General features: G+C 52.6%; 1 rRNA gene. It reads right to left on the bottom strand.

The window, feature by feature from the left end:
- Positions 1–64 precede the first annotated feature (64 nt).
- Positions 65–470: ribosomal RNA gene (locus tag R8923_RS14260) — 16S ribosomal RNA — on the bottom strand; the annotation flags it as partial.

Genomic DNA, 470 nt, shown 5'->3' with positions numbered 1-470 from the left:
TGAGAGTGACCTCTCAAAACTGAACAAAAGAAGTGAAAAACTTCATAGGTTTCCTTATCCTTAGAAAGGAGGTGATCCAGCCGCACCTTCCGATACGGCTACCTTGTTACGACTTCACCCCAATTATCTGTCCCACCTTCGGCGGCTGGCTCGCGTAAGCGTTACCCTACCGACTTCGGGTGTTACAAACTCTCGTGGTGTGACGGGCGGTGTGTACAAGGCCCGGGAACGTATTCACCGCGGCATGCTGATCCGCGATTACTAGCGATTCCGGCTTCATGTAGGCGAGTTGCAGCCTACAATCCGAACTGAGAATGGTTTTATGGGATTGGCTTCACCTCACGGCTTCGCTGCCCTTTGTACCATCCATTGTAGCACGTGTGTAGCCCAGGTCATAAGGGGCATGATGATTTGACGTCATCCCCACCTTCCTCCGGCTTGCACCGGCAGTCACTTTAGAGTGCCCAACT

The sequence above is a fragment of the Listeria tempestatis genome (genome assembly GCF_963575625.1).
Classification (GTDB): Bacteria; Bacillota; Bacilli; order Lactobacillales; family Listeriaceae; genus Listeria; species Listeria tempestatis.
Note: the sequence above shows the minus strand (reverse complement) of the source record. Positions and strands in the feature narration are given on the sequence as shown.